This window comes from Rhizobium sp. BK379 (assembly GCF_014193955.1).
Taxonomy (GTDB): domain Bacteria; phylum Pseudomonadota; class Alphaproteobacteria; order Rhizobiales; family Rhizobiaceae; genus Rhizobium.
Genome location: NZ_JACIAD010000003.1, coordinates 200897 through 227524, shown reverse-complemented (window position 1 = coordinate 227524; position 26628 = coordinate 200897). Strand labels below are relative to the sequence as shown.

The following is a 26628-nucleotide window of genomic DNA, read 5'->3' as shown; positions in this document are numbered from 1 at the left end:
ATGTCGGCCATGTCTTATTTCCGCCGAGGAGGACCTTGATCTTTCGAAACATTGGCGCACCATCTTACTTAGCGAAGGCGAAAATCGCTGAGGCAGACCTTTATAGGAGGGCCTATGCTGAACAACTCCCTATTTGATGCGTTCACCCGTAACTACGAGTCTCGGCGAGAGACGGATATGTCTATAGCAGACTATCTTGCCTTGTGTAAAAAAGATCCGATGGCCTACGCCAACGCGACCGAGCGGCTGCTTTCGGCAATTGGCGAACCCGAAATCATCGATACCGCCAAGGATTCGCGGCTCGGCCGGGTTTTCATGAACAGGACCATCCGAACCTATCCCGCCTTCGAAGGGTTTTTCGGCATGGAGGAGACGATCGAGCGGATCGTTTCCTTTTTCAGGCACGCGGCCCAAGGTCTGGAGGAGCGCAAGCAGATCCTTTACCTGCTCGGCCCGGTCGGCGGCGGTAAGTCTTCGCTTGCAGAGCGTCTGAAGCAACTGATGGAAGTCAACCCCATCTATGTTCTAAAAGCCGGTGACGAACTGAGCCCGGTCTTTGAAAGCCCCCTCAACCTTTTTGATCCCCTCGCCATGGGGCCGATGCTGCTTGAAGAATACGACATCCCGACTCGTCGCCTCAGCGGTTTGATGAGCCCGTGGTGCCTTAAACGGCTCGACGAATTCGATGGTGATATCTCCCGCTTCCGGGTCGTCAGGATCCAGCCCTCAAGGCTTCGACAGATCGCGATTGCAAAGACCGAGCCGGGTGACGAAAACAATCAGGATGTCTCGTCGCTGGTCGGCAAGGTCGATATTCGCAAGCTCGAGCACTATTCGCAAAACGATCCTGATGCCTACAGCTATTCCGGCGGTCTCAACCGCGCCAATCAGGGCGTGCTGGAATTCGTGGAAATGTTCAAGGCGCCGATCAAGATGCTGCATCCGCTGCTGACGGCGACGCAGGAAGGCAACTACATGGGCACCGAAAACATCGGTGCGATTCCCTTCTCTGGCATCATCCTTGCCCATTCGAACGAAGCGGAGTGGCAAACCTTCAAGGCCAACAAGAACAACGAGGCCTTCATCGACCGCATCTGCGTCATCAAGGTTCCGTATTGCCTCAGGGTGATTGAGGAGCAGAAGATCTACGAAAAACTGATCGAAGGATCGGAGCTAGCCGATGCGGCATGTGCACCGGCGACATTGGAGATGCTGGCTCGTTTCTCCGTGCTGTCACGGCTTCGCAAGCATGAGAATTCCAATCTTTTCTCGAAAATGCGCTCCTATGACGGCGAAAGCCTCAAGGAAACCGATCCGCGTGCCAGAAGCGTGCAGGAATATCGGGATGCTGCCGGTGTCGATGAGGGCATGGACGGAATATCGACACGTTTCGCGTTCAAGGTTCTTGCGTCGACCTTCAACCACGACACGACGGATATCGGTGCCGACCCTGTGCATCTGATGTATGTTCTGGAACAGGCTATCCGCCGCGAGCAGTATGGCGAGGAGACGGAAAAGCGCTACATGGAATTCATCAAGGCCGAATTGGCACCGCGTTACGCGGAGTTCATCGGCAACGAGATCCAGAAGGCCTATCTGGAATCCTATTCCGATTACGGTCAGAACCTGTTCGACCGTTATGTCGATTACGCGGACGCCTGGATCGAGGATACCGATTTCAAGGACCCGGATACTGGTCAGCTGCTCGATCGCGAACTTCTGAACCAGGAGCTGACAAAGATCGAAAAACCGGCGGGCATCGCCAACCCCAAGGATTTCCGCAACGAGATCGTCAAGTTCTCCTTGAGGTCGCGCGCCGCCAATGGCGGCAAGAACCCTTCCTGGACGAGCTATGAGAAGATCCGGGAAGTCATCGAGAAGCGTATGTTCTCGCAAGTCGAGGATTTGCTGCCGGTCATCTCTTTCGGATCGAAGAAGGATAGTGAGACCGAAAAGAAGCATAGCGAATTCGTCTCGCGCATGGTGGCGCGGGGCTACACGGAACGGCAGGTTCGCCGGCTGGTGGAATGGTACATGCGCGTCAAGCAGGCGAGTTAGGTAGGCCGTCGGAGCGAGTACCCAGGTAGGAGCAAACATGCACATCATAGACCGGCGGCTTAACCCGCGCGGTAAAAGTCTGGAAAATCGACAAAGGTTTCTACGGCGTGCCAAGGACGCCGTAGAACAAGCGGTTAAACGGTCTTTGCAAAACCGCTCCATCCGCGATGTGCTTGATGGCGGTGAAGTCACTCTTCCAATCGGCGGCATGACCGAACCGGGTCTTCACCGGGGCGGTGGGGGAGTCCAGGATCGCATCCTTCCCGGCAATCAGAAATTCGTCGAGGGCGACTTCATAAAGCGTCCACCGGCCTCAGGCGGCGGACGTTCGTCCGAGGCGGGGGAGGGCGACGGCGAAGACGGTTTCCGCTTCGTATTGACCCGAGAGGAATTCCTCAACATCTTCCTCGAAGACCTGGAACTGCCCGACCTTGCCAAGCGCCGGCTGAGCGAAACCGAAGAGGTGACACCGCAAAGGGCTGGTTTTTCTGTTTCCGGCTCTCCCTCCAACATTGCCGTCGGGCGCACAACACGTCTTGCCATGATGCGTCGCCTGGCGCTTCATCGCCCGAAGGCGGACGAAATAGAGGCACTTCAGAAGCAGATCGACGAATGCGATGATGCGGAAGAACGCGTGGTTCTTGAAGAGAGGCTGAAGGCCTTGACGCTCAAGAGCAAGCGTATCCCCTACATCGACCCGCTCGACGTCCGCTACCGGCGTTTTGAGAATACGCCCAAGCCTGTCGTCAAAGCGGTGATGTTCTGCCTCATGGACGTTTCCGGTTCCATGAGCGAGCATATGAAGGATCTCGCCAAGCGCTTTTACCTGCTCCTCTACCTCTTCCTGTCGCAGCGTTACGAGAAGGTGGAGATCGTCTTCATCCGTCATACGGAAAAGGCCGAGGAAGTCGATGAGGAAACTTTCTTTTATAGCCCGGCGACAGGCGGCACGCTGGTTTCCAGTGCGCTGGCGGTGATGCGCTCGATCGTTGCCGCGCGCTTCGATCCGACGGAGTGGAACATCTATGCGGCGCAGGCCTCCGATGGCGACAACTCCTATTCCGACGGCGCTCTGACGGGCCAACTGCTGCAGCAGGAAATTCTGCCGGTCTGCCAGTACTTCGCCTATATCGAAGTCGGTGAGGAAGATGGAGATTCCTCGACGTCGAGGTCACCGCTCTGGGCGCTCTATCAGGAAATCCGCTCTGCTGCATTGCCTCTTGCCATGCGCAAGGTCTGCCGCAAGAACGAGATATTCCCTGTTTTCCACGACCTGTTTCAGAAGAAGGCTGCCACGGCAGGGGCCACGCCATGAAGACCAGCACGCGGCACAAGGAAAAGCTCCTTTTCGAAGGCGCTGACTGGGATTTTCCGACCCTACAGCGCATTCATGATGCCTGTGAGGATATCGCGCTTGGGGAACTGGGGCTCGATGTCTACCCGAACCAGATCGAGGTCATCACATCCGAGCAGATGCTCGATGCCTATTCCTCGACGGGCATGCCACTCTTCTATCGCCACTGGTCCTTCGGCAAGCATTTTGCCCATCATGAGGCCTTCTACCGCCGCGGCATGCGCGACCTCGCCTATGAGATCGTTATCAACAGTTCGCCCTGCATCTCCTATCTCATGGAAGAGAATACGGCGACCATGCAGACATTGGTCATAGCGCACGCTGCCTTCGGCCATAACCACTTCTTCAAGAACAATTATCTGTTCAAGCTCTGGACCGATGCCGAGGGCATTCTCGACTATCTCGATTTCGCCAAGAGCTACATCTCCCGTTGCGAAGAACGATACGGAGAAGCGGCGGTCGAACGCACGCTTGATGCCGCACATGCGCTGATGTCGCATGGGGTGCACCGCTACGCCGGCAAGACCCAGGTGGACCTCAGGCAGGAGGAAAAGCGGCTGCAGGAGCGCCGCGCTCACGAGGAAAAGATCTTCAACGATCTCTGGCGCACCGTGCCGACCGGTAACAAACGCAACAAGTCAGACCGCGATCTCGAGCGCCGGCGTGCCGCGCTCGGCTTGCCGCAGGACAATATCCTCTATTTTCTCGAAAAATCTGCGCCTCGGCTCCATTCCTGGCAGCGCGAGATATTGCGTATCGTTCGCCACGTCGCCCAGTATTTCCACCCTCAGCGCCAGACCAAGGTGATGAACGAGGGTACGGCAACCTACGTCCACTACAATATCATGCAGCGCCTGCACGAGCGCGGTCAGATCAGCGATGGCAACTATTTCGAGTTTCTGAAATCGCACACCAATGTCGTGTTCCAGCCGTTGTATGATGATCGGCGGTTCTCGGGCTTCAATCCTTACGCGCTCGGTTTTGCGATGATGCAGGATATCGAGCGTATCGTGACGGAGCCGACCGGCGAAGACCGCGACTGGTTCCCGGATATTGCCGGGCGGGGCGACCCGATGGCGGTCCTGCGCGATATCTGGGCCAATTATCGCGACGAGAGCTTCGTCAGCCAGTTCCTGAGCCCAAGCCTCATGCGGCGGTGGCGCATGTTCCACCTCCACGACGATCCGGAGATTCAGGAAGGCATCCTGGTTTCCGCGATCCATGATGAGCGCGGTTATCGGCGTATTCGCCGGCAACTCTCCCGCGACTACGATATCGGTCATACCGACCCGGCGATTGAGATCGTCGACGTCGATCTTGCCGGCGACCGCAGATTGCTGTTGCAGCACCGAGCAACCAATGACGAGTTCCTGGAAGAGGAAGATCTGAAGCTCGTCCTGCAGCACCTTGCCGATCTCTGGAGCTATGACGTTCTGCTGGAAGAACTCGACAGCAAGGAGAGTATCGTCCGGAAGCACATCGCCCATCCTCGGACCTTTTCGAGACAAAGCGAATTCGCGTGAATGCGCGGGGGTAGACTTCTCAAGAGATCGGATTCTTCAAACGTGATTGGACAGGCAGCGTAGTTGGGATCAACGTTCTAGATGGGGGCGTGCAGTCTATTTTCCAAATAGGAGGCCGCCATGGAACAATACGCAGTCGATCAGCTGAAGGCTATAGCCAGGGTCAGCCGTACCACGCCACAATTGTCTCGGGCAGAGCGGTTGGGCCGGTGGGCGGAGCTCCTGGAAGACGATCCTGCGCGTTCGCTCGTTACCCTTCGGGAAACCGAATATCTCCCCCATGACCAGCGGATAATGATGCGGATCACCGGGTCTCCCATATCCGTAGCCTATGCCGATCCGGTTCTGCGTGCCGCCGGTCTAGAGGGCGATACCTATGGGGATGCTCAGAGCTTCTTTGATCTTAACGATCGCCAATTGCATGGGCTCGTCTGCTCCTGCCATTTTGGAGCACGGGTCGACGCTGGTATCGTCGCCCGCCATCTCAGAGCCGCCTCCATACCGGGCGTGAAGGGCATTCTGGCGCGCATGCGGCTGATGTTTACGCGATAGGGACTGCCTATCGGCAACCAACGATCAGAGACCTGGCGGCAGCCGACCGGGAGATGGGGTGCGGCGCCTGGGTGCCGCGCTTCATCGCGGGCGGGCTACAAGCTGAACGCACCACCGGGCGGACAAATCCAAACCTCTTTCCGGCAGCCTGAATAAAAAATGCACGACGTCGAGGCGCCACGCACGCGATGTACGCCGTTAATGGCTTGACGCAGTGAAACTCCAAAATCCGAGGGAGGGTTTGCGAGCATATCTCGCATGCAAAATCCGCATTGAGGGTGCGGTTGGTTCGGACGGTAAATCGGCCTATGTTCGGTGCCTCAAGTTCTCATCGCGTCGCTGACCGCGGCGTCAAAGCACAGGGCACCTTCCATGACCAAAGGCTCGGATCTCCTTATTGCGGCTCTTGAGAATGAAGGCGTGGAGCGTATCTTCGGGATTCCCGGCGAGGAAAACCTCGACGTCGTCGAATCCATCCGCAAATCCTCAATCCAGCTCGTGCTCACTCGACACGAGCAGGCAGCTGCGTTCATGGCAGCGACGTACGGACGGCTGACGGGCAAGCCTGGCGTATGCCTTACGACGCTTGGTCCGGGAGCGCTGAACCTGTCGACAGGAGCGGCCTATGCTCTTCTTGGCGCGATGCCGATGGTGATGATCACCGGCCAGAAGGGTATTCTTTCATCGCGGCAAGCTCGCTTCCAGATCGTCGACGTCATCGCATCGATGAAGCCGCTGACCAAGCTCACGCGTCAGATCGTCTCGCCGCAGATGATCCCGACTCTGGTGAGGGAGGCGTTCAGGATCGCGCAGGAGGAACGGCCTGGTCCAGTTCATCTCGAACTGCCTGAAGACATCGCGGCAGAAGAGTGCGAAGACATCGCGCTGGTGGCGCCGCATCAGCTTGAACTGCCGACTGCAAGTGACGCTGCGCTCGATCGCGCCGCTGAGCTGATTGCATCAGCCAAGCGTCCATTGCTCATGTTTGGAGCAGCAGCCTCGCGCCCTCGCTCCACGTCGGACATTGCCCAGTTCGTTATTCGAACGCGCATCCCCTATTTCACGACCCAGATGGGGAAGGGTACGGTTCCAGGCGGAACCGAGCTCTATATGGGCACAGCGGCCCTCTCGGAGCGAGACTACGTCCACGAGGCCATCGAGCAGGCAGACCTGATCGTAACAATCGGTCATGACACGATCGAAAAACCGCCGTTCATCATGGGTAAGGGCGGACCGAAAGTCGTCCATGTCGGATATCAGCCCGCGACGGTCGAGCAGGTCTATTTTCCTCAAGCCGAGGTCATCGGGGACATGGGGCCATCACTGAAGGCGCTCGCCGATCGCCTGGACGGCAAGCTGCCGAACGCGCAGGCGCTTCTTCACCTGCGGGAGCGAATTCTGGACCGCATTGCAGACCGGGCGACCGAAGGACGATTTACACCCCAGAGGCTTGTCCACGACATCCGGGAGGTCATGCCCCATGATGGCATTCTCGCTCTCGACAATGGCATGTACAAGATATGGTTCGCTCGCAACTATCGCACCAGGATGGCGAACACGCTGCTTCTCGACAACGCGCTCGCGACGATGGGAGCTGGCCTTCCGTCGGCAATGGTCGCTTCGATGCTCTACCCGGAACGACGGGTCATGGCGATCTGCGGCGACGGCGGCTTCATGATGAATTCGCAAGAGCTGGAGACTGCCGTGCGGCTCAAACTGAACCTTGTCGTTCTCGTCATCGAGGACGATGCCTACGGGATGATCCGTTGGAAGCAGGCCGTGGACGAATTTCCGGACTTCGGAATGACGTTTGGCAATCCCGACTTCGTCAAATATGCAGAATCCTATGGCGCCAAAGGATCTAGGGTCGACGATATCGGTCAGTTCAAACAGGTGCTCGAGGATGCGTTTAGGGGTGGGGGCGTGCATCTGGTCAATGTCCCCGTCGACTATTCCGAGAATGAACGTGTGCTGGTGAAGGAGCTGCGCGAACGGCTCCCGACAATTCTGGAGGCATGAGATGTCGGCTACCCTGAAGGTTTATCAGGCGTTTGATCGAGCGATCATCGCCGAGGTGCCGGTCGATGACGCCGCTGCACTTGATCGCAAGCTGGATATTGCGGCGAAAGCCTTTGCCGATCGCGACGGGTGGATGCCTGCGCATCAGCGCATGGCTGTGCTGAGAAGGGCGTCGGAACTGCTGCGCGACAACAAGGACCGTTTCTCCATGATGATTGCGCGGGAAGGCGGCAAGCCGCTGACGGACGCCATCATCGAAGTCACGCGAGCGATCGACGGGCTGATCAATGCCGCCGATGAGATCCGCAACTTCGGCGGCAAGGAAATCCCGATGGGGTTGACTGCAGCGAGCCTGAACCGTTTGGCCTTCACGACGAAAGAGCCTATCGGTGTTGTCGCGGCGATCTCGGCGTTCAATCATCCCCTCAATCTCATCGTTCATCAAATTGCGCCGGCCATTGCCGTCGGATGCCCGGTCATCGTAAAGCCTGCGGCAACGACACCCATCTCGTGTATCGAAATAGTGAAGCTGCTTTGGGAAGCCGGTCTGGACGAACGCTGGTGCCAGAGCTTCGTCACCGATGACAATGTGCTTGCTGAATCCTTCGCGACCGATCCCCGCGTCGCGTTTTTAAGCTTCATCGGATCTGCGAAAGTCGGCTGGTATCTCAAGAGCAAGCTGCCGCCCGGCACGCGATGCGCGCTTGAACATGGCGGTGCCGCACCGGTTATCGTTGATCGAAGTGCGGATGCGGGCGCAGTCGTCAATCCCATCGTCAAAGGCGGCTACTATCATGCTGGCCAGGTCTGTGTCTCGGTCCAGCGGATATTCGTGCACGACGATATTCTGGAGCCGTTCACCGAGAAACTTGCTGCCGCGGTCGCAGCCCTTCGGGTTGGCGATCCAACCCTCAAACAAACCGAGGTGGGGCCGCTGATCCTGCCCCGCGAAACGGAGCGGGTTTCGAACTGGATCCGGGAAGCCGTCGATGCAGGAGCAAAACAGCTCGGAGGCGGACGTCTGTCGGAAACGACGCTTTTGCCCTCGGTCCTGCTCAATCCGCCGACGGACGCAAAAGTTTCGCAACTCGAAGTCTTCGGCCCGCTGACCTGCGTCTACGGTTACCGGAACCTCGACAATGCGATTGAGAGTGCCAATTCGCTGCCATATGCGTTTCAGGCGAGCGTATTTTCCTCCGATATCGCCGTCGCGCTCCGTGCGGCGAAACGTCTGGATGCCGCGGCCGTTCTCGTCAACGACCATACTGCGTTCAGGACGGACTGGATGCCGTTTGCAGGTCGCCGTCAGTCCGGTTACGGCATCGGCGGTATCCCTTGGACAATGCAGGAGATGGCCGATGACAAGATGGTGGTATTCAATGGAGTAAGCTAGTAGGCGTCGGCACGCTCGCAGATGGAAGTCAACCGATGCGTGGCTGGATTTCGGCTTTCAGATCGCGGTAATAGGCAGTCAGCCGATCGAGACCGAAAGCTCTGTTGAGTCCGCTGGGGTTCGGTAGAACCCAGGTGTTGGCGCCGGCGAACACCTCGCTCTGTCTTCCCCAGTCGCAGTCCGCCCGCGCGCTGATCGCCGCAAAGGCAGCCTTGCCGAGAAAGGCCAGATTGGCCGGCGCGAACTTGGTTATCTTCGCTTCGAGCAGAGGAGTTGCCCTTTTATAATCGTCCAGCCTCAATTCGCTGGCGCTCTTCGTGGCCCGCGAGACAGCGGCCGTGATGCCGCATCCATACTTGAGCAACTCTCGCTCTTCATCGGCGCGCAGGAGGCGCGACGTAAAGCCGGAAAGGTGCAGCACCCTCCAGAAGCGGTTGCTGGGAGAGGAGAAATTGTGGCCGTCCCGGACTGCTGTGAGCGCGGGGTTCAAGCCACAAAAGACAACCGACAGACCAGGGCCGAGTACGTCCGAAAGACCGGCCGCCGCCTGTTGCATATCCCCGCTGTGATCCATCTGCGCAGACACCAGCTGATTTCCTTTCAATTGATTGAGCATACCCGGCGTGTTTCCTCCTGCCCATAGCTTCGTCCTGACCTCAAGTCATCAAGCCACCGCCGGGCTGCATCGTCACGGGATGGATCATCGGCTGCGGAGATTGTCGCTTGCAATGTTTATAAAATTGTCTATTACTAAACATATTGCTAAACATGAGAGTTGAGGAGTTCATGTAGGCAGTCTCTGACATTGGTGGACTTGCATGTCGGCGGGGAGCCGGCCTTGGTTCTGGGAGGAACGTATGCAAAAGAAATCGAAAGCCCTTCTCGGGCTGGCCTCGGCATTTGTCATGTCGTCGGCGCTGCCCAATCTCGCAAAAGCCGATCAACTGACACTTTGCTGGGCGGCTTGGGACCCGGCCAACGCGCTTGTTGAGCTCTCGAAAGATTTCACCGCCAAAACTGGCACCGAAATGAAGTTCGAGTTCGTGCCGTGGACGAGTTATGCCGACCGTTTTCTCAACGAACTGAACTCTCACGGAAAGCTCTGCGACCTGATCATTGGCGACAGCCAGTGGATCGGCGGCTCGGCGGAAAACGGCCACTACGTCAAGCTTAACGACTTCTTCGACAAGGAAGGCATCAAGATGGATGACTTCGTGCCGGCGACGGTGGTTGGCTATTCGGAATGGCCGAAGAATACGCCGAACTACTGGGCGCTGCCCGCCATGGGCGATGTCGTAGGCTGGACCTATCGCAAGGACTGGTTCGAGCGGCCTGAATTGCAGAAAGAATTCAAGGAAAAATACGGACGGGAGCTCGCAGCGCCCAAGACCTACGACGAACTGAAACAGATCGCCGAGTTCTTCCAGAAGCGCGAAATCGACGGGAAGACCGTCTACGGTGCTTCGATCTATACCGAGCGCGGCTCCGAAGGCATCACGATGGGCGTGACCAACGTGCTGTATGACTGGGGCTTCCAGTACGACAACCCGGACAAGCCATATGAGATGGAAGGTTTCGTCAATTCTCCCGATGCGGTGAAGGGGCTGGAATTCTATAAGGCGCTGTATGATTGCTGCACTCCGCCCGGCAGCTCCAATGTCTACATGGTCGAATCTGCCGATGCTTTCAAATCCGGCCAGGTCGCCATGCAGATGAATTTCGCCTTCACCTGGCCTGGCCTCTACAAGGACGAGAAGGTGGGTGGCGACAAGATTGGCTTCTTCCCCAATCCGGCTGAAAAGAAACACTTCGCTCAGCTCGGCGGACAGGGCATTTCGGTTGTTTCCTATTCCGACAAGAAGGACGCCGCCCTGCAATATATCAAATGGTTCGCCCAGCCGGATGTGCAGGCAAAATGGTGGCAGCTCGGCGGTTATTCCTGCCTGAAATCGGTGGTGAACGCTCCTGACTTTGCTTCCAGTCAGCCCTATGCCCAGGCATTCCTGGACTCGATGGCGATCGTGAAGGATTTCTGGGCCGAGCCGAGCTACGCGACCCTTCTACAGGACATGCAGAAGCGCGTTCATAACTATGTGGTGGCCGGCAACGGCACCGCGCAAGAGGCGCTTGATGGACTGGTGAAGGACTGGACCGAAGTCTTCAAGGACGACGGCAAGATCTAGTGTCCGGCTGGATGCGCAAATTTCTTGCCAGAGTGGCGGCCCGGATCGCCAAGACTGCCGGGCCGCCACATGTGTCACATACGCAAGGACCAGGTGATACCTTGAACATTTCCTCTTCCTCCATGGTCGAGAAAGCTGCAGATGCGACTGCCAGGGCGACACCGACACCGGTTGCCCGCCGCGTCCGCGGACTGTCCGATCGAGCGATTGCCTGGGTGTTCATCGCGCCCACCATCATCCTGCTTCTCGCCATCAACATCTTTCCGCTGATCTGGGCGATCTACCTGTCGTTCACCAATTATCGCGCCAACCGCCCGAATGCCCCGGTCCAGAACGTTGGATTGGGCAATTACGAGCGGGTGCTGACCGATCCCGACATCTGGCAGGCGATGCAGACGACGGCGCATTTCGTCTTCTGGACGATCCTGCTGCAGACCGTCATCGGCTTTACGCTCGCCTATCTGATCGACCGCAAGTTTCGCGGCCACGCCTTCTGGACGACGCTGATCCTGATCCCGATGATGCTGTCTCCAGCTGTCGTCGGCAATTTCTGGCGCTTCCTCTACGAGCCACAGATCGGTCTTTTCGCCTATGCCGTTTCCCTGGTCACCGGCATTCCCACAGCCGACATCCAGATGCTCGGCAGCGTATCGCTGGCCCCTTGGGCGATCATCATCGTCGATACCTGGATGTGGACGCCGTATGTCATGCTGATCTGCCTGGCAGGTCTACGCTCCATCCCCGATTATATCTACGAGGCAGCCGAAGTGGACCGCGCCTCCGCCTGGCGGCAATTCTGGTCGATCACCGTGCCAATGGCACTGCCGTTCATCATGCTTGCGGTGCTGTTCCGCGGTATCGAGAATTTCAAGATGTTCGACATGGTGACACTGCTGACAGGTGGTGGCCCGGGTTCGACCACCGAGGTTGCCTCCATCACCTTGAAGCGGGCCGCCTTCGAGAGCTGGGCAACCGGACGGGCGTCGGCATTTGCCATCGTCCTCTTCGTTGCCGTGTTCGGTCTCGCCAACATCTATGTCAAGGCACTCAACAAGGTGAAGCAGCGATGAGCTCGGTTACCTCAGCCCATTCGGTCGTCGAGCCGAGCCCGGCCAGCAAGAGGATTGCCGGCGCTATCGTGATCCTCTACGCCCTGATCACGATGATCCCGCTCGTCTGGATCTTCCTGACCAGCATCAAATCTCCGCCGGATTCCATCAGCTACCCTCCGAAGATCATCTTCCAGCCGACGTTGGAAGGCTATTGCAATCTGCTGACGACGAGAACGCGCCAGACGCCCGAATATATTGCATCCCTGCCTGCACCGACCGGCACCTGTGATGAGGTGACCCGCAAGCGAAACATGGTCATTGCGGGACCCTCGAATTTCCTGCCGCGCTTTGTCAATTCTCTGGTGATTGCTTTCGGCTCGACCTTCCTGGCCGTATCGTTGGGAACCCTTGCCGCCTATGGATTTTCGCGCTTCAAGGTGCCGCTCGCCGACGACCTTCTGTTCTTCATCCTGTCGACGCGCATGATGCCGCCAATCGCGGTCGCCATACCGATCTATCTGATGTATCGCGAGCTTGGCCTCTCCGACACGGCGCTGGGCATGATCCTGCTCTATACGGCGGTCAACGTCTCGCTTGCTGTCTGGCTGCTGAAAGGCTTCATCGACGAGATCCCGCGCGAATATGAAGAGGCTGCGATGATAGACGGATACACCCGGCTGCAGGCGTTCTGGAAGGTCGTCCTGCCGCAAGCAACCACAGGCATCGCCGCCACTGCGATCTTCTGCCTGATCTTTGCTTGGAACGAGTATGCCTTTGTCGCATTGCTGACTTCGGGTGAAGCCCAGACGGCACCGCCATTCATCCCGACTATCATCGGCGAAGGCGGCCAGGATTGGCCCGCCGTTGCTGCGGGAACGACGATCTTCCTGATCCCGATCCTCGTCTTTACCATCCTGCTACGCAAGCAGCTCCTGCGCGGCATCACTTTCGGAGCGGTTCGCAAATGACCAATCTCATCGAGACCCCGCGCCCATCCTCCCGCCCGAAACGACCCTTCTTTTTACGCAGGGGGCCTATGGAGAACATTGCAACCGCCCTGATTGCCATTGGTTTCCTCATGCTCTTCCAGCCGTTTTTTCTCATGCTCTATACCTATTCGCTGGTAACGCTGCTCGCAGGCACTGCCATGTTCATCATCGTCTCGAAGTTTCCGGAGTGAGCCATGGCGGACATCAGGATAGAACATCTCCGCAAGCAGTTCGGCAGCTTCGTGGCTGTGCAGGATTCGAGCTTCGTCATCCATGACGGCGAGTTCCTGGCTCTGCTCGGCCCCTCGGGCTGCGGCAAGACGACGACATTGCGTATGATCGCCGGCCTGGAATTGCCGACCAGCGGCAAGATCTATCTCGACGGGGAGGACGTCACCTTCAACCGTGCCAGCGCCCGCGATATTGCCTTCGTCTTTCAGCTTTTTGCGCTCTATCCCCATATGAACGTTCGCAAGAACATCGGCTTTCCGCTGCTGTCGCAAGGCATGCCTAAGGCTGAGATCCGCCAACGCGTGGAAGAGACCGCACGGCTGCTGCAGATCGATCATATTCTGAACCGATCCGTTTCCGGACTCGCGGGCGGCGACCGCCAGCGCGTGGCCCTCGGCCGCGCGATCGTACGCCGCCCGAAGTGTTTCCTGATGGATGAACCGCTTGGGACGCTGGACGCCGAATTCCGCGAGGTGATGGTCCACGAGCTGCGCGAACTGCATAACCGCATCCACGCGACGACGGTCTATGTGACGCATGATCAGCATGAGGCGATGGCCATGGCCGACAAGATCGCCGTGATGAACCATGGCGTCATCGAGCAATTCGGGACGCCGCAGGAAATCTACAGCAAGCCGGCCACCATGTATGTTGCCGATTTCATCGGCTCACCGCCGATGAATTTCATGCGCTTCACCTCAGGCCTCCGCAGCGGCGACCAATCCGTCTCGCTGCATGGCGTCGATGTCAGCATACCGGAGGTGCGCCAGGATCTGACGGAGACTGAATTGGCGCTTGGCGTCAGGCCGGAACACATCCGCTTCAGTGATACTTCCCCCTTGCGCGGCGCCGTTTACGGCAGCGAATATCTCGGAACCAATCAGGTGGTGGCGATCGAGACTTCGAGCGGCGTCATCAAGGCACGCGTTCCGGCGAACCGCAACTTCCGCATCGGAGAGACAGTTGGCCTTGAGTTCAATCCGGCCAAGCTTGCGCTGTTCGATTGCCAATCGGGCCGCGCCATCGCCTCGGCACTTTATTCGGAGGAGCGTCATGGCTGACATCGCTCTCAAGGGCCTCAATAAGCGCTTCGGCGACACGCAGGCTCTTTCTGATTTCAACCTTTCCATCCGCGACAGCGAATTTGTCGTTCTGCTTGGACCGACCGGCGCCGGCAAGACGACGACGCTGCGCCTTATTGCCGGCCTGGAGCGCCCCGACAGCGGTCGGATTGACATAGGCGGTCGAAGCGTCGCAAGCGAAGCACCGGCCGAGAGGGATGTTGCCTTCGTCTTCCAGCAATATTCGCTCTATCCGCACATGACAGTCTACGACAACCTTGCGTTTCCGTTGCGGGCGCCGGTGCGCAGGCTGACAAACGAAGAGATCGACCGTCGCGTCCGCGAAATTGCGCGCATGGTCAGGATCGACCACAAGCTGGAAAACCGTTCGACGCGTCTGTCGGGCGGCGAAATGCAGCGCGTTGCAATTGGCAGGGCGCTGGTGCGCCGGCCCGCCATCTACCTGATGGACGAACCGCTGTCATCGCTTGATGCGAAACTGCGTGCGGAACTGCGTCTGGAACTGAAACGCATCCAGAAGGAACTCGGCTCGACACTGCTCTACGTAACCCACGACCAGGTCGAAGCCATGACGATGGCGGACAGGATCGGCATTGTCTCGGAGGGAAGGCTGCTGCAAATCGGAACGCCCCGTGAAATCTATGGCAATCCGGCCAGCCTTCACGTCGCCGCGCGTCTGGGGCATCCCCACATCAACCTTCTGCCGACCGATCTTCTTCCCGGCGCCAATCCGCCGCCGGGAACGAAGACGATCGGCGCGCGAACAGAGCATCTCGACATCCTTGTCGATCAGAATGCTGAAGCGAAGATCGATTGGATCGAACATCTGGGGGACCAGAACCACCTCCATATAAAGGTGCGAGACCACAAGCTGGTTACGCTTGCCGATCCATATCTGGCGATCCGGCCGGGTGATCGAATAAGCTTGACGCTGCGCGATCCGCTCTATTTCGATGCCAGCGGTCAGCGCCTTGGATAAGCAACCGAAAGAAACGAACTCACTGGCATGAAAGACGGGTCCTCTCCATGAAACATTTCTTCAATCGCCGGGAAACCATCGTCATCGAAGCCCTGGATGGCCTGATCCAGACAAGCGGCGCCGGTCGTCTTGCCCGTCTCGACGCGTTCCCGGAGATCAAGGTCATCCTGCGTGCCGACTGGGACAAGTCGAAGGTCGCCATTATCTCCGGCGGGGGCGCAGGGCATGAGCCTTCGCATGCGGGCTTCGTCGGCAAGGGCATGCTGACTGCAGCTGTATCTGGCGAGATCTTTGCCTCGCCGAGCGTCGATGCGGTGCTGACCGCGATCCGCGCCGTCACCGGGCCCAAGGGCGTTCTGCTGGTCGTCAAGAACTATACGGGCGATCGCCTCAATTTTGGTCTCGCTGCCGAAAAGGCGCGCGCCGAAGGTTTCGATGTCGAGATGGTCATCGTTGCCGACGATATCGCGATCCCCGGTATCATCCAGCCGCGCGGCGTCGCCGGTACGCTCTTCGTGCACAAGATCGCCGGCTATCACGCCGAAGCAGGCGCCGATCTCAAGACGGTGGCGAGCCTTGCGACCGCCGCAGCGGGCAGCATTGTTTCGCTCGGCATGTCGCTTTCAACCTGCAGCGTGCCGGGCCAAACGCATGAGGACAGACTGGGTCCCAATGAAGGCGAACTCGGTCTCGGTATCCACGGCGAGCCGGGGGTCGAGCGCATTTCCCTGCAGCCGATTGCCGATCTGGTCGCGACCATGACGGAGCGACTGGCGGCAAAGCTCGATGCTGCGGACGGTCATGCGCTGCTGATCAACAACCTTGGCGCCGTGCCTCCGCTTGAAATGGGTGTCATCGCCAATTCTGTGCTGTCGTCACCGATCGCCAGCCGTGTTCGGTTGATCGTTGGACCGGCGCCGATGATGACCGCTCTCAATATGAACGGCTTTTCCCTGTCGCTCATTCGACTGGACGCCGAGCGTGAAGCCGCTCTTAGGGCCGCCGTCGAACCCCATGCCTGGCCGCCCGCGACGGAGCGACACGAGATCGCTATCCTTGCCGCGCCTCAACGGGCGTCCACACAAAGCGAAGCGGTACCCGCCAGCGATGATAGGAATAATCGTCGTCTGCTGACCGCACTTTGCGAGCATCTGATTTCGCTGGAAGACCAGCTTAACCACCTGGATGCCCGGGTTGGCGATGGCGATACCGGTTCCACCGTCGCGACCGGAGCCCGCAGCATTCTTACCCGCATCGACATGCTTCCACTGAAAGATCCTGCCGCGACGATGGCCTCCATCGGCGAGATCCTGAGCACAAGCATGGGAGGCTCCAGCGGCGTCCTTCTCTCGATCTTCTTCACGGCCGCATCGAAGTCCATGGCCGAAACGGACGATATCGCCGCTGCCCTGCTTGCCGGGCTTGATCGGATGACGTTCTATGGAGGCGCTGCTGTGGGTGACCGCACGATGGTCGACGCCCTTTCTCCTGCGCTGGCGGCCCTTTCTTCAGGGGGTGTCGCAGCCGCGGCAAGGGCGGCAACGGCAGGTGCCGAGTCGACAAAAGCGATGCGACAGGCAAAGGCCGGTCGTGCCTCCTACGTTGGCGAAAGGGATCTCGAAGGCGTCCCCGATCCGGGTGCCGTGGCCGTGGCGGGTGTATTCGAGGTCGTCGCAACGCTCGTATGAGTTCTGGAGGCGGGAGGCTTAGGTGCTGGCAGAACCGGTTCTTCTCATGGGATTGATCGAAGCTTGCCGTGCGACGATCGCTGCAAACAGCGAGCACTTGTGCGCTCTTGACCGCGCCATTGGTGATGGCGATCACGGAACGAACATGCGGCGGGGCTGCGAAGCGGTGAGTGCTGAGGACGCCTCGGTCTCAACCCTTCCCTTGCCTGATGCGCTCGAGAAAATTGGCCTTACGCTCGTGATGAGCATCGGCGGAGCGGCAGGCCCGCTTTACGGAACGCTGCTCATGGAAATGGGCCGTGAGCTCCGTGCCGCAGAGGAAGAGAAAGACTTTTCTTCCGCACTGAAACAGGCGATCAACGCTGTCGCTCGTCGTGGCCGCTCGCATCCCGGAGACAAGACGCTTCTTGACGTTCTCTATCCTGTCCAGGACGCGCTCGCTCATCGATTGCCTTGGACGGACATTGCACGCCAGGCCGAACGTTCTGCCGAGCTGACCGCAGCGATGAGGGCCATGCGCGGGCGTGCCTCCTATCTCGGAGACCGGTCGATCGGCCATGTCGATCCGGGCGCCTCAAGTTGTGCGCTGCTGACAACTGCGATCTGCCGCTACCTCGAGGAGTACCGACCGGTATGAGTGGGAAAGGCCCCAATGTTGGGATTGTGATTGTTTCCCACTCGCCGCTTGTTGCGCGTGGTACTGCCGATATGGTGAAGCAGATGGTGGGCGACAGCGTGCCGCTTGCCTGGTCGGGCGGCAACAGTCACGGCGAGCTCGGAACCGATGCCCGCGGTATTCTCAAAGCCATCGAGGAGGCCTGGTCTGACGCAGGCGTCGCTGTCTTCGTGGATCTTGGGGGAGCCGAGACCAACAGTGAAATGGCGGTTGAGATGCTTGGCTTGCCGCGGTCGAAGCAGGTAACGATCTGCAATGCGCCCGTCGTGGAGGGGGCTGTTATCGCAGCAGCCGAGGCTTCCGGCGGCGCATCGTTGACAAAGGTCGTTGCGACGGCAGAGGAGCTATCACCCTCATGAACGGTGGATTGCGCGTAGAAAGCCGCGAGGGTGAGCAGATGCACGCCAGCTGCCAGACGGAAGTCGAGGTCAAGCATGGTGTAGGGTTGCATGCCCGGCCGTCGGTCACATTCACCCGGCTTGCAAAATCGTTTCCCTGCTCGATCGAAGTCGCGATCAACGGGAGTGATGTCTGGCTGAATGGAAAGAGCATCATCAAGATCATGGGTGCCAGGATCCGCAAGGGATCGTTGCTCAGGATTCGCGCAGAGGGGATCCTCGCCGAGGAAGCGGTTCGCGCATTGAAGGGTCTCGTCGAGCGTAACTTCGATGAGGAAAAGAAGCATGGTCGCTCAGCCTAAATTGAAAGCGACAAGTGCGTCGCCAGGCATTGCAACCGGACCCGTCTATGTCGCTCAGCCGATGCCCGCCGTCGCGTCGCCGGCATCAAGCCTTTCCGGCCACGCAGCCCTAGGCGATGCCATCGACAAGGCCATCCGCGAATTACGCGACCTTGCGGGCGGGACAGATCCCGAAAGTCGCGAGATCATCGAGTTTCAGATCGAAGTGCTGCAGGACCCGACGTTGATAGAGATGGTCGGTGCCCTGATCGATGCCGGCGAAAATATGGAATTTGCCTGGGTCGGGACACTCGATGACTATATCCGCGAGCTGGAATGCGCGGAGGAAGAGCGTTTGCAGGCGCGTGCGGTCGACATTCTCGACGTCAAAAATCGCGTCCTTTCGATCCTTGCCGGGGCGCCGATCGACGACTTTCCCGCGGGCTCCATCTATGTAGGAAAAGACATGGAGCCCAGTCGGTTCCTGGCACATGACTGGTCGGCAGGCGGGGGTATCGCTCTTTATGCCGGCAGTGCCGTCGGCCATGTCGCCCTGCTTGCCAGGTCTCGCTCGGTGCCAATGGTCATTGGTGCCGGTCAATTTGCGACGGAGAAGGGGCAGCATATCGGGATTGATGGCGAGTCAGGTATCATCACGCTTCAGATAACCGAGCGGAGGGAGCAGTTGGCTCCGCCCGATCATCGCTCGGTGGGCATGGTATCGATAGCCGACAACGGCACCTTGTGCACGGCCGACGGTTCTCCGGTCCTCTTGGCTATCAACGTCAACGCTCCCAACGAAGTCGATGCTGTCGATGCTGCGACAACCGCCGGCATCGGGTTGATGCGCTCCGAATTTGCCCTGACATCGCTTGGCGACGCCGCAAACGAAGAAAAGCAGTTCGAGATCTACCGCCGCCTGCTGGATTGGGCAGACGGCCGGTCAACGACAATTCGCATGCTGGACATAGGCGGCGACAAGCCGCTCGCCGGACTTGCCGAAGCACCATCGCTGCGCGGTATCCGTCTTCTGCTCGCCCGGCCGGAGATCGCACGTGTTCAAGCCCGCGCGCTGCTGCGCGCGGCAGTTTTCGGCAATCTTCATATCATGCTGCCGATGGTGATGTTTCCATCCGACGTCGACGATATCAGGCAGATTTATCGTGAAGAGTCTGGCGAGCTTGCTCGGCGAGCCGTCCCGCATCGCATACCCCCAATCGGGATGATGGTAGAGGTCCCGGCGGCCGCGCTCATGCTAGATGAGTTCGAAAGCGCTGACTTCTTTTCGTTCGGGACGAACGACCTTGCACAATATCTCGTTGCATCGCCACGCGAGGATGCCGACTTCGCACGTTATCAGGTCAAGGCGGTGCCGGCCGTACTGCGTCTGCTGACTCAGGCTATAAAACTCGCCGGGAGCAAACCGGTCAGCATCTGCGGCGACATGGCGGGGGATCCGTCCCTCACCGCGAACCTGCTTGCCGCAGGCATACGGCATTTTTCCGTGGCGCCTGCTCAGCTTCCCGCGATAAGATCGGCAATCGTCGGCCTGAGGGCAGATGGGACAAAGGCAGCCGGAGAATAGGATGGCGCGCGAAGACACGGAAGACGCCATTATCGCCTATAAGTCCATTCTGGCGCAAATCATTGACAACAGGCCTTCCGGAACACGCCAGCGCCTTGCGACGGAACTCGGCAAGCATCGCAGTTTCGTAACGCAGATAACAAGCCCGACCTATGCGACGCCGCTTCCTGCCCGACACCTCGCCACGATCTTCCGGGTGTGCCATTTCAGTGTCGCTGAACAGGAGCGCTTTCTGGATGCCTATCAAGCGGCACATCCGGGCAAGCTGCCGGAACTTGGCGCCTCGGAAAAACTGCGGCACCTTTCGCTGATGGTGCCCGATTTCGGCGACGAGAGACGCAACCGGCTGCTTGAGGAGGCGATTGCGGATCTGGTGCAGAAGATCGCAGCAATTTCCGGGCTGCCGGATTAAGCAAGCCCTTGTGGCACATGCAAAAGGATTGGCATGATCATCGCCTTGGGAGGGGTTTGATGAAGAAATTCATGAACACAGCGGAGACTATGGTCGCCGAAAGCGTCGAAGGCTTTGTGCGCGCCCATCAGGAGTTCGTTGTGTTCGGCGCCGATCGCAAATGTATACGCCGCCGTGACTTGGTTCCTGGCAAGGTCGCCATCATTTCTGGCGGCGGGGCGGGCCATGAGCCGATGCATATCGGCTTCATTGGTCGCGGCATGCTCGATGCTGCCTGTGTCGGATATATTTTCACATCGCCCACACCGAGCCAGATCGTCAGTGCGATAGAGGAAGCAGACACCGGTGCTGGCTGCCTGCTAGTCGTCAAGAACTACGATGGCGACGTCATGAATTTCGAAATGGCGACAGAGATGGCGTCGGGCCGCCATAGAATAGAAATAGTCCTTGCCTGCGACGACATCGAAACGACGAGGGGCGGCGACGGTCGTGGGCGACGCGGGGTTGCCGGTACGCTTATCACGGAAAGGCTGCTCGGAGCGGCCGCCGAGCAGGGCCGGTCCCTTTCGGAACTGAAAGCCTTTGGCGACAGCCTCTCCTCACGCATCCGGTCGATGGGCATTGCCCTGAGCGGCGTCGCGGTACCTGACACCCAGCGCACAACATTCGCTCTCGGGCCGAACGAGGTGGAAATGGGCGTTGGCATTCATGGCGAGCCTGGCCATTCAAGAGAGCGGTTCTCCAACGCTAACACGATCGTCAGGTATCTGAGCGAGACGATTCTCAGCGATATCAATCGAAGCACAAACAAAGCATTACTTCTCGTGAATGGACTTGGCGGCACACCGCCTGCTGAACTCTATCTCGCCTATAATTCTGCGCTTCGCACCATGTCGGAGTACGGTCTGCAGGTCGAACGCTCGCTTGTTGGTACCTATGCGACCTCGCTCGACATGCAGGGCCTTTCCATCACGCTTGCCTTCCTCACGGATGAGGAGTTTTCTCTATGGGATTCGCCCGTTGCCACCGCTGCATTGCGCTGGAGGTGCTAACCATCTGGAGAGCAACCGAGAAGGCGGCGCCCACTTGCTCAGGTCGAGAAAGTTCATTCGGAGTGGCGTTTTATCGGGAACTGGACCCTTTCCTGTCGTCCGGGCTCTTCAAGGCATATTCAACGGTGTAGATTCGTACCCGAGGGCGGCTCCTATCACCGGCCTCCCCGAATTTGAGCTTCTCGGTGATGACAGGTACAACCTCATTGCCTCGACCTTTGCCGATAAGCGAGGCGGCGACATCGCCATCGATCACCGTGGGCGGCTCCTGCAGTTCGTCAAGGTAGGCTTGTGTGTCGCTCCAGCCTTCAGATCGCCACGTCTCGATGCGCTCGTCGAGATCGACAGCGCCTGCGTCCTCAAGAATGCCGAGCGCGAGTTCGTGCCGGTCAGGTGCCAGCCCGCGCACGGTCAGCACATGGCCGCCTCGTCGGATCCCCTCGCTGTAGATCGCATGGTCGGCTTCTGGGAACAGAAAATCTTCGAGCTTGTGTGACGGGCCGTGTTTCTCGTCAGCGTTTTCCGTTGCATTTTCCACCTCTGCGATCAGGCTGATGCTTGCCTGCGGAATACCGGCCGCCCTCAGACTCTCAACCGCCTGTGCGGCGACGCCTCGATCATCAAAGAGCGATGTCAAAGTCAGGGACCGGTATGGGCTTTTGTCGGCTTCGCTTTGCGTCATCGTTTTCCACTCCTTGGCCTGACCTGCATCATGCAAAATCCCTGGATGACCATAGAGTTCCGGATAGAGCCGGTTTCGTTCAATCGCGGTCGATTATCCCCAGCGGTTCGGGCGTTCGTGGAACCTCTCTCATTGACCCCGCGTTACACTGTCCCATCCTTTGCGGTTTCTGCCGACGTCGAGGTTCATCGATGCCAAAAGCAAAATCTGAAAAGCAGACCCGGACGGCGCCGCTGGTTCACGGCGCCGCCGAACTGTCGTCGGTCATCGTCGACGGCCACAGCTCTAAACTGCGCGGCAAAAATGGGTTTCTGGGCGACGACGCCAACAAGAAAACCTTCCAGTTGAAGCTCGAAGAGCTCCGTAAACTGATGCGCATGGACGGGAAGGATCCGCTGGGGCGGACACCGACGAAAGAGCTCTCCAAGAAGAAGATCGATGCTTTCCTGTGCGGTGACGATGTCGGGGCGGTCGCCATCGTCATGGCGGCAATCGAGGGCTTTGCGCAGGATTTTGCTGCTGTGATCGAAAAATTTCTCAAAGACAGCGCTTGGTCGAAAACCGAACGGATCGTTGTCGGCGGTGGATTCCGGCAGGGGCGTGTCGGCGAATTGGCGATCGCCAGGACGCAGATCCTGCTCAACGCGTCGGGTCTCGGCGTCGAGCTTGTCCCAATCGTCCATCACGCGGACGAAGCCGGCCTGATCGGCGCAGTCTATCTTATGCCGGACTGGATGCTGAACGGCCACGAAGCGATCCTGGCTGTCGATATCGGTGGCACCAACGTGCGCGCCGGCATCGTCGAGTTCGGCAAGGGGAAAAGCCGGGATCTTGATGAAACCCATGTGCGGAAATCGATCCTTTGGCGCCATGCCGATGACGAGCCCAGTCGTACCGCCACCATTTCCAAGCTCGCCTCCATGATCGAGGAGCTCATAGGAGAGGCGACAGCGTCTCAGCTGAGGCTTGCCCCGCTGATCGGTATAGGATGTCCCGGAGTGATTGAAGCCGATGGTTCGATCACGCGCGGTGGGCAAAATCTGCCCGGTGGAAACTGGGAAAGCGATCACTTCAATCTTCCGCTCGAACTTAAAAAGGCTATTCCGCAGATCGGCGGCGATGACACGTTCATCATGATGCACAATGACGCGGTCGTGCAGGGGCTTTCTCAGATGCCGCAGATGAAGGACGTTGCGAATTGGGCGGTCCTCACGATCGGCACCGGCCTCGGAAACGCCCATTTCACGAATCGGACGCGTGAGAAGAAGTAGCGCGAACGGCTGGATGCTGCCTCGCGTTCAAACTCGTTGCTTTCGGCCATCCGGGTAGGTGAAATCCCTTCACTGTCTTGCGTCGCGCCCTTGCCTTGAGGGAGGGCACGAGCCGACTGGCGACCGGTCACTTTGCCGGCTATCTCGAAGTCCGGGGATCCGGGTCCTTAGGCGGAAGGGCGCGCACTTGCGGCGGCGGCGACATCGGGTCAAAGCTCTTTGATTTGCGACCTTCTGCCGTTAAGAGTGCCTGATCCTTCGGCAAGAGAGTAAATTCTGTGGCAGCAAGCGAATTTCACCCAGCCGAACGGGAGATGACAGGTGGTGGGCTTGCCGGTCGCATTCTAAAGGCGATCGAAACCGTTCTTGGCGTCGCCGCCGCGTCGGTGCTTGCAGTGCTGCTCTTCATGGTGCTGGTCACGGTCTGCATGCGCTATTTCTTCGCCGCCGGTTTCATCGGCGCCGAGGATCTCGGCATCTGGCTGCATGTGCTGCTGATTGCACTCGGCGCGCCGCTAAGCCTCAACAGCGCGCTTGCCATGCGTCTCGACGTCTTCGCCAAGATGATGCCGAAGCGTTTGCATCCGGCAACGCAGGTAGCCGCCGATGTCTACACTGTGCTCTCCGGCCTTATCCTGAGCTTCGGCGGCTCCGAGATCATGACTATGCTCGGAGGTACTTCCCCGACACTGGGTGTGCCGGAATGGATTCGCTTCGGCTTCCTCGGCGCCGGCGGCGCGCTGATCCTCGTCGTGCTTATGCTGCAGCGCATCGCCGAAGGAAAGGCGTGGCCGGTCATGCTCTCCTTTGCCGTCGGCGCGGCGCTCTATGCCGGTATCCCTTTTATCTCCATCGAACTCGATTGGCCGCCCAGCATCTTCCTCGGGCTGTTTGCTGCCATCGGCCTGGTACTCGCGGCACCCCTGCCACATGCCTTCCTGGCCGCGGCCTATGTGGTTATCGCGTTCGGCAGCAGCCTGCCGGAGCCGGCGATCGTCTCGTCGACCGTCACGGGCATTTCGAAATTCCTGCTGCTTGCCATCCCCTTCTTCCTGCTCGCCGGCGGTCTGCTGACGGCATCGGGCGTTGCCAACCAGCTCGTACGCTTCGCCGCCGCCATGGTCGGCCATCGCCGCGCTGGTCTTGCCCAGACGACGCTGCTGACCAGTGTGCTCTTTTCGGGCGCTTCCGGCTCATCCGTCGCCAATGCCGCTTTTGGCGCATCGACCTTCCAGCCGGAACTCGTCCGTCACGGCTATCCACCGGCCAAAGCCGCGGCGATCATCGCGGCGACTTCGGTGCTGGACAATGTCATCCCGCCATCGATCGCCTTCCTGATCCTGGCAACCGCCACCAATCTTTCGGTCGGTTCGCTGCTGGTTGGGGGCTTCTTTGCCGGTGGGCTGATGGCCATCTGTCTGGCCATTGCCATTCATCTGACGGTTCGCGATCAGACGCCCATCCCGCGGGCCACAGGGGCGCAACGCCGGCAATCGGCCGTCCAGGCGATCCCGGCCTTCGGTCTTGGCGTCATTGTCGTGGTCGGCATCCGCATCGGCATCGTCACGACGACGGAAGCCGCAGCCCTTGCTGCCTTCTATACCTTCCTGCTCGGCATCGGCGCTCGGCTTGGTGTGCTCTCGCTTTATGCCGCCTTTCGCCAGGCGGCGGTCGAAGCGGCAGCTATTGGCCTGCTGATCGGCACTGCCGGTCCCTTTGCCTTCCTGCTGGCTGTTGACGATGTCTCGGGCCTGATCTCTCATCTGACGACGGCGCTCGGCGGCAGTGCGCTTGCCGTGATCTTGCTGTCGAACACCATCCTGCTGCTCGTCGGACTGGTTCTCGATATCGGCGCTGCGATCCTGCTCTTCGGCCCGATCCTTCTGCCGGCCGCCGTCGCCGCAGGCATCGATCCCATCCATTTCGGCGTCATCATCGTGGTGAACCTGATGATACACGGGCTGACACCGCCGCTGGGCATGCTGATCTTCGTCGTCAGCGGGGTGACCCGCATTCCGGCATCCGCCCTTTTCAAGGCGGTCGTTCCCTATCTGCTTGCCCTTCTCGTTTCGCTCGCAATCCTTTGCGTCTGGGCGATCATCTTCTAACGGACAGGATTTCATTCATGCACAGTCTCAATCGCCGCAATTTTCTGAAGACCACGGCGATTGCCGGTACCGCTCTTGCCGCACCGGCTTTCGTTCGCACCGCGGCCGCCCGCACGACGACGATCACCGTCGCTTCGCTGCTTGGAGACGACAAGCCGGAGACGAAGATCTGGATAAAGATCAACGAGCTAGTCGAGGCCAAGCTGCCCGGCCAGTTCAAGTTCAACATCGTCAAGAACGGTGCGCTCGGCGGTGAAAAGGAAGTGGCCGAAGGCGTTCGCCTCGGTTCCATCCACGCCAGTCTTTCCACGGTTTCCTCGCTCTCCGGCTGGGCACCGGAACTTCAGATCCTCGACCTTCCCTTCCTGTTTCACGATGCCGATCATGTCCGCCGCACCGTCAGTGGCAATGTCGGTGCCGATCTGAAGGGCAAGTTACAGGCACAGAATTTCGTCGTCGGCGATTTCATCAATTACGGTGCCCGCCATCTCCTGACCAAGGAGCCGGTGACGCGTCCGGAACAACTAAAGGGCAAGCGCATCCGCGTCATTCAGAGCCCGTTGCATACCAGGCTCTGGAGCGCTTTTGGCACGACGCCGATCGGGATTCCGATCACCGAGACCTATAATGCACTGGCAACAGGCGTTGCAGATGCCATGGACCTCACGAAATCGGCTTATGCAGGCTTCAAGCTCTATGAGGTCGTGCCTTACATGACCGAGACCGGCCATATCTGGGCTTCAGGCATCGTCTATTATTCCTCGACCTTCTGGGGTGGCCTGAATGACGAGCAGAGGGCTGTCTTCCAGCAAGCCTCCACAGAAGGTGCCGCCTACTTCAACCAACTGATTGTCGATGACGAGGCGGCCTCGGTGGAAATCTCGCTGAAGAACGGTGGCAAGCTGCTGAAGCCGGAAGCTCCGGAAGAATGGCAGAAGGGCGCGCAGGGCGTCTGGGACGATTTTGCCCCGATCGTAGGCGGCCTCGACCGCATCAAGGCTATCCAGTCGGCCTGAGGAACTCCTGAGCGCAGGGCTGGTCTATCTGCCAGTCTTGCCGA

General features: G+C 59.0%; 24 protein-coding genes. 22 read left to right on the top strand and 2 right to left on the bottom strand.

Going from position 1 to position 26628, the window contains the following annotated elements; all coding sequences use genetic code 11:
* Window positions 1-114: 114 nt before the first annotated feature.
* The 6 genes from FHT93_RS17440 (at window position 115) to FHT93_RS17415 (ending at window position 8899) form a co-directional block, all read left to right on the top strand.
* Window positions 115-2058: a PrkA family serine protein kinase gene (locus tag FHT93_RS17440; protein WP_029616415.1), complete on the top strand. Its 1944-nt coding sequence runs from the start codon at window positions 115-117 to the stop codon at window positions 2056-2058.
* 37 nt (window positions 2059-2095) lie between these two features.
* Window positions 2096-3373, top strand: a complete 1278-nt coding sequence (locus tag FHT93_RS17435) for a YeaH/YhbH family protein (RefSeq protein ID WP_113017002.1) — start codon at window positions 2096-2098, stop codon at window positions 3371-3373.
* On the top strand, window positions 3370-4935 hold the full coding sequence (locus FHT93_RS17430; protein WP_113017001.1) for a SpoVR family protein: 1566 nt from the start codon (window positions 3370-3372) through the stop codon (window positions 4933-4935). Before FHT93_RS17435 ends, FHT93_RS17430 begins: the two co-directional genes overlap by 4 nt.
* Window positions 4936-5055: 120 nt before the next feature.
* Window positions 5056-5487 carry a hypothetical protein gene (locus tag FHT93_RS17425; protein ID WP_018114800.1) on the top strand — a complete coding sequence of 144 codons (432 nt, stop codon included), beginning with the start codon at window positions 5056-5058 and terminating at the stop codon, window positions 5485-5487.
* 372 nt (window positions 5488-5859) lie between these two features.
* Window positions 5860-7506 (top strand): acetolactate synthase large subunit, encoded by a 1647-nt coding sequence (locus tag FHT93_RS17420; protein WP_113017000.1) that lies wholly within the window; start codon window positions 5860-5862, stop codon window positions 7504-7506.
* A gap of 1 nt (window position 7507) precedes the next feature.
* Window positions 7508-8899: an aldehyde dehydrogenase family protein gene (locus FHT93_RS17415; protein ID WP_113016999.1), complete on the top strand. Its 1392-nt coding sequence runs from the start codon at window positions 7508-7510 to the stop codon at window positions 8897-8899.
* A 28-nt stretch (window positions 8900-8927) separates the two neighbouring features.
* On the opposite strand, the gene mug is transcribed toward FHT93_RS17415, so the two are convergent.
* Window positions 8928-9473, bottom strand: coding sequence for a G/U mismatch-specific DNA glycosylase (gene mug / locus FHT93_RS17410; protein WP_183848913.1), 546 nt, complete (start codon window positions 9471-9473; stop codon window positions 8928-8930).
* Window positions 9474-9756: 283 nt separating this feature from the next.
* On the opposite strand from mug, the gene FHT93_RS17405 reads away from it, so the two are divergent.
* The 13 genes from FHT93_RS17405 (at window position 9757) to FHT93_RS17345 (ending at window position 21507) form a co-directional block, all read left to right on the top strand.
* A complete protein-coding gene (locus tag FHT93_RS17405) occupies window positions 9757-11082 on the top strand; it encodes an ABC transporter substrate-binding protein (RefSeq protein ID WP_183848611.1) in 1326 nt (441 codons plus the stop codon).
* A 101-nt stretch (window positions 11083-11183) separates the two neighbouring features.
* Window positions 11184-12152, top strand: coding sequence for a sugar ABC transporter permease (locus tag FHT93_RS17400; protein ID WP_183848609.1), 969 nt, complete (start codon window positions 11184-11186; stop codon window positions 12150-12152).
* Window positions 12149-13102, top strand: a complete 954-nt coding sequence (locus FHT93_RS17395) for a carbohydrate ABC transporter permease (RefSeq protein WP_018114794.1) — start codon at window positions 12149-12151, stop codon at window positions 13100-13102. The genes FHT93_RS17400 and FHT93_RS17395 overlap by 4 nt, the downstream gene beginning before the upstream one ends.
* Entirely contained in the window at window positions 13099-13314 is a 216-nt protein-coding gene (locus FHT93_RS17390; protein WP_029616411.1) for a hypothetical protein, read from the top strand. The genes FHT93_RS17395 and FHT93_RS17390 overlap by 4 nt, the downstream gene beginning before the upstream one ends.
* 3 nt (window positions 13315-13317) lie before the next feature.
* Window positions 13318-14415 (top strand): ABC transporter ATP-binding protein, encoded by a 1098-nt coding sequence (locus FHT93_RS17385; protein ID WP_018114792.1) that lies wholly within the window; start codon window positions 13318-13320, stop codon window positions 14413-14415.
* Window positions 14408-15415 (top strand): ABC transporter ATP-binding protein, encoded by a 1008-nt coding sequence (locus FHT93_RS17380; protein ID WP_183848607.1) that lies wholly within the window; start codon window positions 14408-14410, stop codon window positions 15413-15415. Before FHT93_RS17385 ends, FHT93_RS17380 begins: the two co-directional genes overlap by 8 nt.
* A 47-nt stretch (window positions 15416-15462) precedes the next feature.
* A complete protein-coding gene (locus FHT93_RS17375; protein WP_183848605.1) occupies window positions 15463-17103 on the top strand; it encodes a dihydroxyacetone kinase subunit DhaK in 1641 nt (546 codons plus the stop codon).
* Window positions 17104-17149: 46 nt separating this feature from the next.
* Complete coding sequence (gene dhaL, locus FHT93_RS17370; RefSeq protein WP_113147905.1) at window positions 17150-17740, top strand: dihydroxyacetone kinase subunit DhaL; 591 nt, start codon at window positions 17150-17152, stop codon at window positions 17738-17740.
* Window positions 17737-18138: a dihydroxyacetone kinase phosphoryl donor subunit DhaM gene (gene dhaM, locus FHT93_RS17365; RefSeq protein WP_018114094.1), complete on the top strand. Its 402-nt coding sequence runs from the start codon at window positions 17737-17739 to the stop codon at window positions 18136-18138. Before dhaL ends, dhaM begins: the two co-directional genes overlap by 4 nt.
* A complete protein-coding gene (locus FHT93_RS17360; RefSeq protein ID WP_183848603.1) occupies window positions 18135-18479 on the top strand; it encodes an HPr family phosphocarrier protein in 345 nt (114 codons plus the stop codon). Before dhaM ends, FHT93_RS17360 begins: the two co-directional genes overlap by 4 nt.
* The gene (locus FHT93_RS17355) at window positions 18463-20043 is read left to right on the top strand and encodes a putative PEP-binding protein (protein ID WP_183848601.1); all 1581 of its coding nucleotides are present in this window, start codon (window positions 18463-18465) and stop codon (window positions 20041-20043) included. Before FHT93_RS17360 ends, FHT93_RS17355 begins: the two co-directional genes overlap by 17 nt.
* Window position 20044: 1 nt before the next feature.
* Complete coding sequence (locus FHT93_RS17350) at window positions 20045-20455, top strand: hypothetical protein (RefSeq protein ID WP_112972335.1); 411 nt, start codon at window positions 20045-20047, stop codon at window positions 20453-20455.
* A 59-nt stretch (window positions 20456-20514) separates the two neighbouring features.
* On the top strand, window positions 20515-21507 hold the full coding sequence (locus FHT93_RS17345; RefSeq protein WP_183848599.1) for a dihydroxyacetone kinase subunit DhaK: 993 nt from the start codon (window positions 20515-20517) through the stop codon (window positions 21505-21507).
* A gap of 70 nt (window positions 21508-21577) precedes the next feature.
* Here FHT93_RS17345 and FHT93_RS17340 read toward each other — a convergent pair whose 3' ends face one another.
* On the bottom strand, window positions 21578-22189 hold the full coding sequence (locus FHT93_RS17340) for a hypothetical protein (RefSeq protein ID WP_183848597.1): 612 nt from the start codon (window positions 22187-22189) through the stop codon (window positions 21578-21580).
* Window positions 22190-22380: 191 nt separating this feature from the next.
* On the opposite strand from FHT93_RS17340, the gene FHT93_RS17335 reads away from it, so the two are divergent.
* From FHT93_RS17335 to FHT93_RS17325, 3 genes are all read left to right on the top strand, one after another.
* Window positions 22381-23460 (top strand): ROK family protein, encoded by a 1080-nt coding sequence (locus FHT93_RS17335; RefSeq protein WP_113212340.1) that lies wholly within the window; start codon window positions 22381-22383, stop codon window positions 23458-23460.
* Between the two features lie 278 nt (window positions 23461-23738).
* Window positions 23739-25568, top strand: a complete 1830-nt coding sequence (locus FHT93_RS17330; protein ID WP_183848595.1) for a TRAP transporter large permease subunit — start codon at window positions 23739-23741, stop codon at window positions 25566-25568.
* A 17-nt stretch (window positions 25569-25585) separates the two neighbouring features.
* Entirely contained in the window at window positions 25586-26584 is a 999-nt protein-coding gene (locus tag FHT93_RS17325; protein ID WP_112542426.1) for a TRAP transporter substrate-binding protein, read from the top strand.
* The last annotated feature ends 44 nt before the right edge of the window (window positions 26585-26628 follow it).

Excerpts from the sequence above, each read along its gene's own strand:
- FHT93_RS17345 (WP_183848599.1), top strand. The coding sequence starts at position 20,515 with ATGAAGAAATTCATGAACACAGCGGAGACTATGGTCGCCGAAAGCGTC.
- FHT93_RS17395 (WP_018114794.1), top strand. The coding sequence starts at position 12,149 with ATGAGCTCGGTTACCTCAGCCCATTCGGTCGTCGAGCCGAGCCCGGCC.
- dhaM (WP_018114094.1), top strand. The coding sequence starts at position 17,737 with ATGAGTGGGAAAGGCCCCAATGTTGGGATTGTGATTGTTTCCCACTCG.
- FHT93_RS17425 (WP_018114800.1), top strand. The coding sequence starts at position 5,056 with ATGGAACAATACGCAGTCGATCAGCTGAAGGCTATAGCCAGGGTCAGC.
- FHT93_RS17360 (WP_183848603.1), top strand. The coding sequence starts at position 18,135 with ATGAACGGTGGATTGCGCGTAGAAAGCCGCGAGGGTGAGCAGATGCAC.
- dhaL (WP_113147905.1), top strand. The coding sequence starts at position 17,150 with ATGGGATTGATCGAAGCTTGCCGTGCGACGATCGCTGCAAACAGCGAG.
- FHT93_RS17420 (WP_113017000.1), top strand. The coding sequence starts at position 5,860 with ATGACCAAAGGCTCGGATCTCCTTATTGCGGCTCTTGAGAATGAAGGC.
- FHT93_RS17440 (WP_029616415.1), top strand. The coding sequence starts at position 115 with ATGCTGAACAACTCCCTATTTGATGCGTTCACCCGTAACTACGAGTCT.
- FHT93_RS17435 (WP_113017002.1), top strand. The coding sequence starts at position 2,096 with ATGCACATCATAGACCGGCGGCTTAACCCGCGCGGTAAAAGTCTGGAA.
- FHT93_RS17350 (WP_112972335.1), top strand. The coding sequence starts at position 20,045 with ATGGCGCGCGAAGACACGGAAGACGCCATTATCGCCTATAAGTCCATT.
- FHT93_RS17380 (WP_183848607.1), top strand. The coding sequence starts at position 14,408 with ATGGCTGACATCGCTCTCAAGGGCCTCAATAAGCGCTTCGGCGACACG.
- FHT93_RS17405 (WP_183848611.1), top strand. The coding sequence starts at position 9,757 with ATGCAAAAGAAATCGAAAGCCCTTCTCGGGCTGGCCTCGGCATTTGTC.
- FHT93_RS17385 (WP_018114792.1), top strand. The coding sequence starts at position 13,318 with ATGGCGGACATCAGGATAGAACATCTCCGCAAGCAGTTCGGCAGCTTC.
- FHT93_RS17415 (WP_113016999.1), top strand. The coding sequence starts at position 7,508 with ATGTCGGCTACCCTGAAGGTTTATCAGGCGTTTGATCGAGCGATCATC.
- FHT93_RS17355 (WP_183848601.1), top strand. The coding sequence starts at position 18,463 with ATGGTCGCTCAGCCTAAATTGAAAGCGACAAGTGCGTCGCCAGGCATT.
- mug (WP_183848913.1), bottom strand. The coding sequence starts at position 9,473 with ATGGATCACAGCGGGGATATGCAACAGGCGGCGGCCGGTCTTTCGGAC.
- FHT93_RS17335 (WP_113212340.1), top strand. The coding sequence starts at position 22,381 with ATGCCAAAAGCAAAATCTGAAAAGCAGACCCGGACGGCGCCGCTGGTT.
- FHT93_RS17325 (WP_112542426.1), top strand. The coding sequence starts at position 25,586 with ATGCACAGTCTCAATCGCCGCAATTTTCTGAAGACCACGGCGATTGCC.
- FHT93_RS17430 (WP_113017001.1), top strand. The coding sequence starts at position 3,370 with ATGAAGACCAGCACGCGGCACAAGGAAAAGCTCCTTTTCGAAGGCGCT.
- FHT93_RS17390 (WP_029616411.1), top strand. The coding sequence starts at position 13,099 with ATGACCAATCTCATCGAGACCCCGCGCCCATCCTCCCGCCCGAAACGA.
- FHT93_RS17340 (WP_183848597.1), bottom strand. The coding sequence starts at position 22,189 with ATGACGCAAAGCGAAGCCGACAAAAGCCCATACCGGTCCCTGACTTTG.
- FHT93_RS17375 (WP_183848605.1), top strand. The coding sequence starts at position 15,463 with ATGAAACATTTCTTCAATCGCCGGGAAACCATCGTCATCGAAGCCCTG.